Below are 9,153 nucleotides of genomic sequence, written 5' to 3' on the forward strand. Positions count from 1 at the left end.
AGAATGATCGGCGGCGCCGTCGTGGTCGCGTACCATCGGCGAGGTGACCGAGGACAAGGATCGGAGCGAGAAGGCCGACACCACCGAGTGGTGGGAGGCCGAGGGCATGCCCTGGAAGCACAAGCCGGGCAAGGCGGACATCGCCTGCCTCAGCTGGTTCGGCGTGGCGACGGTGTACGGCCTCATCATGCTGCCACTGAGGGTGTGGCTGTTGGCACATGGCCCCGACGTGCTGGCGATGGTCGCGGGCAGCAGGTCCGGGGTGGCCGCCAGCGGCGCCCTCGCCTCCCAGGGGCGGATGGCCCACTGGCCCATCGTGCTCGTGATCGCCTGGATCACCAGCATCAAGCTGGACTGGATCTTCTGGTGGGCGGGCAAGCTCTGGGGACGGGGGATGATCGAGGTCTGGTCCGGCCAGAGCAAACGGGCCGCCAAGAGCTACGCCGTCGCCGAACGATGGGCGCGGGCCCTCGGCCCCCTCGGCTTCGTCATCGCCTACGTCCCGATCCCGCTGCCGATCATGCAGGTGGTGTTCGTCCTCGCAGGCGCCACCGGACTCAGCCTCAGACGATTCCTCATCTACGACTTCATCGCGAGCACCCTGTGGCTCTCCATCTACTTCCTGCTGGGCTGGCAGTTCGGTGAGCCGTTCGAGGCACTGCTCGAGGCCTACACCCGGGTGGCCAACTACATCGCCATCGCTCTCATCGTCGTGGTCGTGCTCGGCATCATGAAGCGCAAGGAGGAGAAGAAGGGCTGAGCGCCGTCACGGAGGTCGCGTAGCGGGTCGGGCTCATCCCGATGGTGGCCGAGAACTCGCGGGACAGATGCGCCTGGTCGGCGTAGCCCAACTCGGCGGCGAGGTCGCCCCACGACGTGGGACTCCCGGCGCGCGCCGCCTCTGCGGCGTCGATGAGGCGGTAACGACGGATCATCCACAGCGGAGTCACCCCCGCGTGTTGCCGGAACATCCGCTGGAGGGAGCGAGGGGAGGTCCCGACGGCATCCGCCAGGTCCGTCACACTCCGCACCGATCGGTCCTGCTGGATCCTGGCCGCGACACGGCCGCACTCCCGGGCCGCCGCGACCCGAACCGGATCGGCCCGCCGCAGTGTCGTCGCCAGCACCTCGCCCAGCAGCGACGCCCGGGCCCGGTCGTCCGGGGCAGCGACCATCGCCCCGACGAGTTCCGCCTCATCGACCGGCAGGACCGCCCTCATCGGCCGGATTCGATCGGTCAGGGTCGCGGCGTCCACGTCGAGGAAAGCCCCGAACGTCCCCGGCTCCAACTTCGCCGCCACGTTCCACCCCCGGCCACGCAGGCGACGGTGATCCACCCGGGTGGCCACCCCCACCACGGTCGCCTCGACGGTGTCGTCGTCCAGGCCCCGCGACGATCGGGGTCCCACGCTCAGGTTCGCGCAGGGGTGGGACAGGACGGGCTGGGTGAACTCCTCCCCGTCGTCGAGGTGCCAGGCGACCGCCCAGAACCACTGGACCAGGCCGACCATTTCCGGGGGCGGCTCGTACCGGACGAAGTCGACGCGCTGCCGCATCCGACCCGGGTCGAGGATGCCCCGGCTGTCCTGGGTGATCGCATCCGTCATCACCTCGCCACGATCCCGTACCCGTCGCGTTTGTTCAAGACACCGCCCTGCCGAACGGGAAGGCTGGGACCATGACGGACACCCTGGAACGACTCCCTCAGGTCCTCGACGCGTTGGCTGCGGTCGCCGCGAGCATCACCCCCGACCAGCTGACGGGCCCCACCCCCTGCGCCGACTTCGATGTCGCCGCGCTGCTGGGGCACGTCGTCGGCTGGTTGGAGAGCTTCGCCACCGGCTACGCCAGTCCCGACGGCGTGGCCCCGGCCGGGGACGCCGCCGAGGTGCGGGTGCAACCCGACGAGGCCGCCGCACGGATCCGACGGGCCTCCGCCACCCTGCTGGAGGCGGTGCGTGGCGGAGCGGCCGAGCGTCCCCTCGTCGTCGGTGGGGTGGGCATGCCCGGCGAGATGGCGTTGGCGTTGATCCTCGGCGAGTACCTGGCCCACGGTTGGGATCTCGCCGTCGCGACGGGGCAGTCATGGACCCCGGACGATGAGGCGCTCCGGCGATCCCGGGAGTTCCTCCAGACGATGGTGACCCCTGAATCCCGGGGCGGGGACTGGTTCGGTCCCGAGGTGCCCGTCGCCGCGGAGGCCCCGCAGCTCGACCGGTTCCTCGGATTCACCGGTCGCGACCCGGGGTGGCGGCGTCACTGAAAGATGCGACCCGCGGGCGTGTTCCCGGCCGAACGGCTGACAACTGGTTATGCTGCCCCTGTCTGATGGGGGATGGACATGGTTGACGAAGTCGTGGGGGCCGTCGTCGGAGAGTTCGGTGGGCTCCTCATACCAGTGCTGTGGCTCGTGGCTGCCCTCGTGGCCGCACTCCTGCTGCTCCAATGCGTCGTTGCCCTCAGGTCGGCGTCCCGCAGGCGCCGTGCCGGGGCCGACCTCGGGGTCCGGCTGCCCCGAGGGGTCAGGGCCCGCCCGGTCAAGGGAACCCGACGTGGTGGGTCGTTCGTGTTGAGCTATCCGTGCTGGAGGATGGCGCGCAAGGACGGCACCAGGAATCGCCGCTACCGCAACAACGAGGTCATCGAGGGCGTCTCGGTGTTGGAGTTGGGACGTTGGCGGCTCACCTCACGCTCCGTGTTCCGCTTCTACGACTTCGTCGTGGCGCTGCGGGAGCACGGGCACAGCATCGCCCTGTCCAGTGAGGAGGCGACGAAGATGCACCGGCTGGGGGAGCGGGCCCAGTGGGAATGGGTGCAGGCCACCAGCGGCGGACTGCACCGTCGCTTCGCCGACGATCCGACGCAGTTCGAGCAGTTCTGCGCCGAGCTCTACCGACGTCTGGGCTACGAGGTCGAGGTGACCCCTCCCGTCGCCGACGGCGGTTTCGACCTGAGCATGGTCCGACGGGGCGAGCGAACCCTCGTCGAGTGCAAGTGCTTCGGTCTGTCCCATCCCGTCGGCAGGCCTGTGCTGCAAAAGCTGTACGGCGCCAACGCGGTGGAACGGGCGGACCATCTGGTCCTCGTCACCACGGCGATCTTCACCCGCGAGGCCGTCGCCTACGCGCGGCAGGTGGGCATCGACCTGGTCGACGGCACCGCCCTGACCGCGCTGTGCAACCGGGTGTACGGCAGCCACCCGCCTACCCCCACCCCCACGACGAAGGACGCGCAGTTGACCCGGGAGGATCACCTGGCGAACATCCCCGCCGACATCCGGGGGCGTTACGCCGCGGCGTGAGTCAGCACGGCCACCAGGAAGCCGCTGTCAGGTGTGAAGGGACGCAGATCCCAGGTGGAGAAGGCCTGGTCCACCCGCAGTCCTGCCGTGCCCGCGTCGGTGAAGAAGTCCTCGAACTCGTAGCCGCGGCCCGCCCCGTAGCCGATGACGAGGCGCCCCTCGGCGGCGAGGTGCGTGCCCAGACGTCGCAGCACCTCGACGCGGGTCGAGGGGGCGAGGAAGCCCATCACGTTGCCGGCGCTGAAGATGAGGTCGAAGCCCTCGGTGATGCCGTGGGCGGACAGGTCCAGCTCGGCGAGATCGCCGACGACATAGGTCGGGCCGGGATGATCCTGCTCGGCGGCCTCGATGAGCACCGGGTCGAGGTCGACCCCCACCACCTGGTGACCCCGCTCGTGCAGCCAACCGCAGTGACGGCCCGGGCCGCACCCGGCGTCGAGGATACGTGAACCCCTGGCGGTCATCGCGTCGATGAGCCGGGCCTCCCCGTACAGGTCGTGCCCGGCGGCCTCCATGTTCTTGAATCGCTGGATGTAGCGGTGGGAATGGTCCGGATCGGCCGCGATCATGCGGGCCCACTGGCTCGGCTCAGGCGTCATGACCCGTCATTGTGCCGTGATGCCCCGTCCCTGTCGAACGGGGTGGGGCGTGGTTGGAGCCCCCGGAGGGAGTCGAACCCTCGACCACTCGCTTACAAGGCGAGCGCTCTGGCCGCTGAGCTACGGAGGCAGGCGCTGCCCGACACCCTACACGCCGGAGGCCGCGACGAACATCTGGCCGTGCCCCGTCGCCAGGACCGACTCGTGGGCAGGGATGAACGCGGCCCCTCCCGGGCGCAGCACCGAGGTGCTGTCATCGCCGCTCAACCGGAACTCGCCGGAGGTGACCAGGCCGACCCGGGCGGAGTCGTCGCGAGGGACCGGGAGCTGGCGATCCGAGGTCGGCTGCAGCAGCCACAGCTCGAACTCCTCGAACCGCGACGGGTAGACGTAGGTGCCGTCCGAGCCGTGCGCGATGTCGACCTCGATGGGGACCGGCGCGAAGCTCACCACCTGCAGCAGGGCGTCCACGTCGATGTGCTTGGTGGTGAGGCCACCCCGCAGGACGTTGTCCGAGTTCGCCATGACCTCGACGCAGGTGCCCCGCAGGTAGCTGTGCATGATGCCGGGGGACAGGGTCAGCGACTGTCCCGGCTCGAGGGAGAAATGGTTGAGCAGGAGCGCCGCGAGGATCCCCGGATCCGAGGGGTGGGATTCGTCGATCTCGACGGCGGTGCGGGCGAAGACCCCGAGCTCGCCCGGGGCGTCGAGGTGGCTCACGGCCTTCGCGAGCACCTCGTCGACGACGTGGCGGCGTTCTCCCAGGCTCAGCACCTCCAGGAACACCTCCTGCAGTGCGGGGGCGCCGTCGCGTTCCCGGAGCGGACGGATGAGGGAGGCCAGCACATCCCCCACCCCCAACGCCTCGAACAGGTCAGCGGTGCGACGTGGGTCACGGAAACCGACGAGGGCCTCGAACGGGGTCAGGGCGACGATGGTCTCCGGCTTGGGCCAGTCGTCCTTGAAGGATCGTTCCGCGCTGGTCAGCGGCACCCCCAGCAGCGACTCCCTGGCATGGCCGGCGCAGGCCTGCTGCCTCGACGGATGAGCCTGCAGGCTGAGAGGGGTCCGCGCCGACAGCAGCTTGACGAGGAAGGGCAGCCGGTTGCCGAAGGATTCCCGGCAGGCCGAACCGAGGTACTCGGGATGCTGGGCGAGGTGCTCGCCCAGGCTCAGGCCGTCGGGGGTGGGGGAGTCCCCGAACGGATGGGCGCCGAACCACTGCTCGGCCCAGGGGTTTCCATCACTCTCCAGGCCCAGCAGATGGGCGATCGCGTCGGTCGTGCCCCAGTCGTAGCTCTGGCGCACTCCGCAGAGTTCAAGCATCTGGTTCCCTCCGTGGCGTCTGGGAGATCCCGCCGGAAAACCAGCTGTGACGATCCTCGTGACGATCCCCGTGTGGCGTGATCCCTGCCTCCAGTCAACCCGGAACCCGGGGGCTTCTCAAGTCGGCTGACCCGCCGAATCGGTAGGGCCTTGTGAACCCGAATCACACTGCTGTGATTCTCCGGGCGGATCGTGGCGTAGGCTGGTCACATGACCCAGGCCGCCATGACCACACCCCTCGACGAGCGCGACGCAGCCATGCTGGACTTCGAGGAACGGTGGTTCACCCTGGACGTCCCGAAGGAACAGGCGATCATGGAGCGGTTCGGCTGCTCCGCCACCCGCTACTACCAGCGCCTCAACGATCTCCTCGACGATCCTGCAGCCCTCGGCTACAAGCCCCTGCTCGTCAAGCGGTTGCGCCGCCAGCGAGCCCAGCGCCAGGCCGCCCGGTCCGCGCGCCGCCTCCACGCGTGAGCAATCCCTGCCACTGCGACACGGGTCGCCCCTTCGACACGTGCTGCGGCCCCATCCTCGACGGCTCGCGCCCGGCCGCGACCGCCGTCGCCCTCATGCGGTCCCGGTACACGGCCTTCGTGCTCTGCGACGAGGCCTACCTGCGTTCCAGCTGGTACCCGGGGACCCGCCCGGACCGGATCGAGTTCGGCGGGGCGCGGTGGACCGGGCTGGTGATCAAGGACCGGGTGGACGGTCGGGCCTGGGACCAGGTCGGGACGGTTGGTTTCGTGGCCCACTACGAGGAGGACGGTGAGGCCAGGGTTCTCGAGGAGGTCAGCTGTTTCATCCAGGTGGATCAGCGCTGGTACTACCTGGAGGGCACCCATGACCAGTCCTCGGCCCTGGAGGTGTTGCGAGGATCCAGGCGATCATCGACGAGGAACTCGCCGGAATGCGACACGCGCTCGTGAGGCTTCCCGACTGAGGATGGTCCGCAGTTCCCGCAGTCCGTCACGCAGTGGCCGCGTGGGGAGGCTGCGGTAGCCGCCCTCGGTCAGCCCAGCCTGCACCTCGAAATGGTTCGCGGCCGCGCGATCCCCGGTTCTGAGCCACGACCACGCCATCGTCGCGAGGTAGGCGGGGATGAAGGGCAGCCCGAGGCAGTAGGCGTACTGCCAGGCGTGCTCCGACTCGTGCCCCACCACCGCGGGATTGGCGGCGACCAGATCGTCGAGGCCCTGGCGGGGGATGAGCACCACCGAGCCGATGGTGATCGCCCCGGCGGGCAGGGGGACGTGGGCGTGCTCGGCCCAGATGAGGCCGTCACGGACCCGCAGCCTGCCGCGGGTCAGGGCCGCGATGACCAACCCCAGCGGGGTGCTGAGGTTCACCAGGTTCGCCGCGTTGCGCAACCAGATCATGGGTTCACTCCTCTTGGTCAGTGCCTCGACCGGTGACGACGTCGGGCCGCGCGTCGGGCCCGGGCCGCGGTGCTGCGGCGGGGTGCATCGGCGTCGCGGGAGCGACGTTCCAGCTTCCTGTCGATCGCATCGGCGAGGGTCTCCCCGGGCCACTTCCCCATGGGTTCCCGTCGAATGCTCCCGGGCTCGCCGTCCTCACCACGACGCAGCTCGGCGGCCACGCGATGACGGTAGGCCTTCTCCAGACGACGTCGCTTCAGCGGGATGTTGCGTCGTGACGACTTCTGGTTCTCGCCCCACGAATCCACCCGGGACCGCCGATCCCGTGCCTTCTTCTCCGCGGGGGTGTGCCGCCTCGTCATGATCGGATGGTACTGCTCGTCCGGTTGCGTGACACGTTGCCGATCTGCGGTTCGTTGACGCGGGGTGTTGGCACTCCTTGCTGTGAGTGCTAACTTGGGTGCTGGCACTCGCCCCATGTGAGTGCCAGCGGAAGACTGGTGAGGTCCCTCGGGCCGTCCGTCGCGGGCACCGTGCCTTCCACCCGAACTGTGAACAGGACTCCGGGGCCCGTCCCCGGCTGGACGGGAGGACTCCCGAAACACCATGGCAAAGCTCATTGAATTCAACGAAGAGGCCCGCCGCGGCCTCGAACGGGGCATGAACACCCTCGCCGACGCGGTGAAGGTCACCCTCGGCCCCAAGGGGCGCAACGTCGTGCTCGAGAAGAAGTGGGGCGCCCCCACCATCACCAACGACGGCGTCTCCATCGCCAAGGAGATCGAGCTGGACGACCCCTACGAGAAGATCGGCGCCGAGCTGGTCAAGGAGGTCGCCAAGAAGACCGACGACGTCGCCGGCGACGGCACCACCACCGCCACCGTCGTGGCCCAGGCGATGGTCCGTGAGGGCCTGCGCAACGTGACCGCGGGCGGCAACCCCATCGCCATCAAGAAGGGCATCGAGACCGCCGTCGAGGCCATCGCCGCCGAGCTGTCGGCCATGGCCATCGACGTCGAGACCAAGGAGCAGATCGCGGCCACCGCGTCCATCTCCGCCGCTGACCCCACCGTCGGCGAGATCATCGCCGAGGCGATGGACAAGGTCGGCAAGGAGGGCGTCATCACTGTCGAGGAGTCCAACACCTTCGGGCTGGACCTCGAGCTCACCGAGGGCATGCGCTTCGACAAGGGCTACATCTCCCCGTACTTCGTCACCGACGCGGAGCGGATGGAGGCCACCCTCGACGACGCCTACGTGCTCATCGTCAACTCCAAGATCTCCTCGCTCAAGGACCTCCTGCCGGTGCTGGAGAAGGTCATGCAGTCCGGCAAGCCGCTGCTGGTCGTGGCCGAGGACGTCGAGGGCGAGGCCCTCGCCGGTCTGATCGTCAACAAGATCCGCGGCACCTTCAAGTCCATCGCCGTCAAGGCCCCGGGCTTCGGTGACCGCCGCAAGGCCATGCTCGCCGACATCGCGATCCTCACCGGCGGCCAGGTCGTCTCCGAGGAGGTCGGTCTGTCCCTCGACGGCGTCACCCTCGACCTGCTGGGCACCGCCCGCCAGGTCATCGTGACCAAGGACGAGTGCACCATCGTCGACGGCGGTGGCGAGCAGGCCCAGATCGAGGGTCGCGTCGCGCAGATCCGCAAGGAGATCGAGAACTCCGACTCCGAGTACGACCGTGAGAAGCTGCAGGAGCGCCTCGCCAAGCTCGCGGGCGGTGTGGCCGTCATCAAGGTCGGTGCCGCCACCGAGGTGGAGCTCAAGGAGCGCAAGCACCGCATCGAGGATGCCGTGCGCAACGCCAAGGCCGCCGTCGAGGAGGGCATCGTCCCCGGTGGTGGTGTCGCGCTGCTTCAGGCCGCGAAGGCCGCGAAGATCGAGGGGCTCTCCGACGACGAGCAGGTCGGTGCCGCCATCGTGCTGGCCGCTGCCCAGGCCCCGCTGCGTCAGATCGCACTCAACGCCGGTCTCGAGGGCGGCGTCGTGGCGGAGAAGGTCGCCGGGCTCGAGAAGGGGCACGGCCTCAACGCCGCGACCGGCGAGTACGTCAACATGGTCGACGCTGGGATCATCGATCCGGCCAAGGTGACCCGTTCCGCGCTGCAGAACGCGGCCTCCATCGCGGCCCTGTTCCTCACCACCGAGGCCGTCATCGCGGACAAGCCTGAGAAGGCTCCCGCGGCTGGCGCCCCCGGCATGGACGAGATGGGCGGCATGGGCGGCTTCTGATCCGCATCCGTTCGCGACGGGGTGGCTCCGGTTCTCCGGGCCACCCCGTCGTCGTTGCTGGTCCCCTTCCTGCCGTTCGTGTGTTTCGTCGCCCTGGTTCTCAAGTTCAAGGCATTATTCACGACCTTCTTCTCCGCTGGTCGAGCCGGACCGCGCGCGCCAGCGCGCCGTCCGTGTCGAGACCGCTGACACACGGTGCAGGAACTCGAGTTGAACGGAAGCCCCACGGAGGTCTCGACACGGGTCCTCCGCAGGCTCCGGACCCTGCTCGACCAGCGGTGGAGAGGACGGCGCTGGAGCCAAAATGAGCAAC

11 protein-coding genes and 1 tRNA gene are annotated in these 9,153 nt (G+C 69.0%); 6 read left to right on the top strand and 6 right to left on the bottom strand.

From position 1 onward, the window contains the following. Positions 1-43 precede the first annotated feature (43 nt). Positions 44-760, top strand: coding sequence for a DedA family protein (locus EII35_RS11660; RefSeq protein ID WP_260465114.1), 717 nt, complete (start codon positions 44-46; stop codon positions 758-760). Here the strand turns inward: EII35_RS11660 and EII35_RS11665 are convergent. Beyond that, positions 729-1,607 (bottom strand): helix-turn-helix domain-containing protein, encoded by an 879-nt coding sequence (locus tag EII35_RS11665; RefSeq protein WP_125228642.1) that lies wholly within the window; start codon positions 1,605-1,607, stop codon positions 729-731. The genes EII35_RS11660 and EII35_RS11665 overlap by 32 nt on opposite strands. Positions 1,608-1,678: 71 nt before the next feature. Between EII35_RS11665 and EII35_RS11670 the strand changes: the two genes are divergently transcribed. Next, positions 1,679-2,263, top strand: a complete 585-nt coding sequence (locus EII35_RS11670) for a TIGR03086 family metal-binding protein (RefSeq protein ID WP_125228643.1) — start codon at positions 1,679-1,681, stop codon at positions 2,261-2,263. Between the two features lie 78 nt (positions 2,264-2,341). Further along, entirely contained in the window at positions 2,342-3,301 is a 960-nt protein-coding gene (locus tag EII35_RS11675) for a restriction endonuclease (protein ID WP_185744299.1), read from the top strand. Here the strand turns inward: EII35_RS11675 and EII35_RS11680 are convergent. The 3 genes from EII35_RS11680 to manA form a co-directional block, all read right to left on the bottom strand. After that, positions 3,286-3,900: a class I SAM-dependent methyltransferase gene (locus tag EII35_RS11680; protein WP_125228645.1), complete on the bottom strand. Its 615-nt coding sequence runs from the start codon at positions 3,898-3,900 to the stop codon at positions 3,286-3,288. The genes EII35_RS11675 and EII35_RS11680 overlap by 16 nt on opposite strands. A gap of 54 nt (positions 3,901-3,954) precedes the next feature. Continuing rightward, positions 3,955-4,030 (bottom strand) — tRNA-Thr (locus EII35_RS11685). A 17-nt stretch (positions 4,031-4,047) separates the two neighbouring features. Beyond that, entirely contained in the window at positions 4,048-5,226 is a 1,179-nt protein-coding gene (manA, locus tag EII35_RS11690) for a mannose-6-phosphate isomerase, class I (protein ID WP_125228646.1), read from the bottom strand. Positions 5,227-5,436: 210 nt separating this feature from the next. Between manA and EII35_RS11695 the strand changes: the two genes are divergently transcribed. Together EII35_RS11695 and EII35_RS11700 are read left to right on the top strand one after the other, a co-directional pair. After that, positions 5,437-5,703, top strand: coding sequence for a DUF3263 domain-containing protein (locus EII35_RS11695; protein ID WP_125228647.1), 267 nt, complete (start codon positions 5,437-5,439; stop codon positions 5,701-5,703). Beyond that, positions 5,700-6,155 carry a YchJ family protein gene (locus EII35_RS11700; protein ID WP_221739737.1) on the top strand — a complete coding sequence of 152 codons (456 nt, stop codon included), beginning with the start codon at positions 5,700-5,702 and terminating at the stop codon, positions 6,153-6,155. The genes EII35_RS11695 and EII35_RS11700 overlap by 4 nt, the downstream gene beginning before the upstream one ends. On the opposite strand, the gene EII35_RS11705 is transcribed toward EII35_RS11700, so the two are convergent. Both EII35_RS11705 and EII35_RS11710 read right to left on the bottom strand, forming a co-directional pair. Continuing rightward, complete coding sequence (locus tag EII35_RS11705; RefSeq protein ID WP_185744300.1) at positions 6,114-6,605, bottom strand: hypothetical protein; 492 nt, start codon at positions 6,603-6,605, stop codon at positions 6,114-6,116. The two genes, EII35_RS11700 and EII35_RS11705, sit on opposite strands and share 42 nt — an antisense overlap. Positions 6,606-6,622: 17 nt before the next feature. After that, a complete protein-coding gene (locus tag EII35_RS11710; RefSeq protein ID WP_125228648.1) occupies positions 6,623-6,967 on the bottom strand; it encodes a hypothetical protein in 345 nt (114 codons plus the stop codon). 244 nt (positions 6,968-7,211) lie between these two features. Here EII35_RS11710 and groL point away from each other — a divergent pair, with 244 nt between their 5' ends. Beyond that, positions 7,212-8,840 carry a chaperonin GroEL gene (gene groL, locus EII35_RS11715; RefSeq protein ID WP_125228649.1) on the top strand — a complete coding sequence of 543 codons (1,629 nt, stop codon included), beginning with the start codon at positions 7,212-7,214 and terminating at the stop codon, positions 8,838-8,840. The last annotated feature ends 313 nt before the right edge of the window (positions 8,841-9,153 follow it).

It is taken from the genome of Arachnia propionica, from assembly GCF_003932785.1.
Classification (GTDB): Bacteria; Actinomycetota; Actinomycetes; order Propionibacteriales; family Propionibacteriaceae; genus Arachnia; species Arachnia propionica_B.

Bases quoted from the DNA above. Each gene is read 5' to 3' on its own strand.
- EII35_RS11675 (WP_185744299.1), top strand. From the start codon at position 2,342: ATGGTTGACGAAGTCGTGGGGGCCGTCGTCGGAGAGTTCGGTGGGCTC.
- EII35_RS11695 (WP_125228647.1), top strand. From the start codon at position 5,437: ATGACCCAGGCCGCCATGACCACACCCCTCGACGAGCGCGACGCAGCC.
- EII35_RS11680 (WP_125228645.1), bottom strand. From the start codon at position 3,900: ATGACGCCTGAGCCGAGCCAGTGGGCCCGCATGATCGCGGCCGATCCG.
- EII35_RS11665 (WP_125228642.1), bottom strand. From the start codon at position 1,607: ATGACGGATGCGATCACCCAGGACAGCCGGGGCATCCTCGACCCGGGT.
- groL (WP_125228649.1), top strand. From the start codon at position 7,212: ATGGCAAAGCTCATTGAATTCAACGAAGAGGCCCGCCGCGGCCTCGAA.
- EII35_RS11705 (WP_185744300.1), bottom strand. From the start codon at position 6,605: ATGATCTGGTTGCGCAACGCGGCGAACCTGGTGAACCTCAGCACCCCG.
- manA (WP_125228646.1), bottom strand. From the start codon at position 5,226: ATGCTTGAACTCTGCGGAGTGCGCCAGAGCTACGACTGGGGCACGACC.
- EII35_RS11670 (WP_125228643.1), top strand. From the start codon at position 1,679: ATGACGGACACCCTGGAACGACTCCCTCAGGTCCTCGACGCGTTGGCT.
- EII35_RS11710 (WP_125228648.1), bottom strand. From the start codon at position 6,967: ATGACGAGGCGGCACACCCCCGCGGAGAAGAAGGCACGGGATCGGCGG.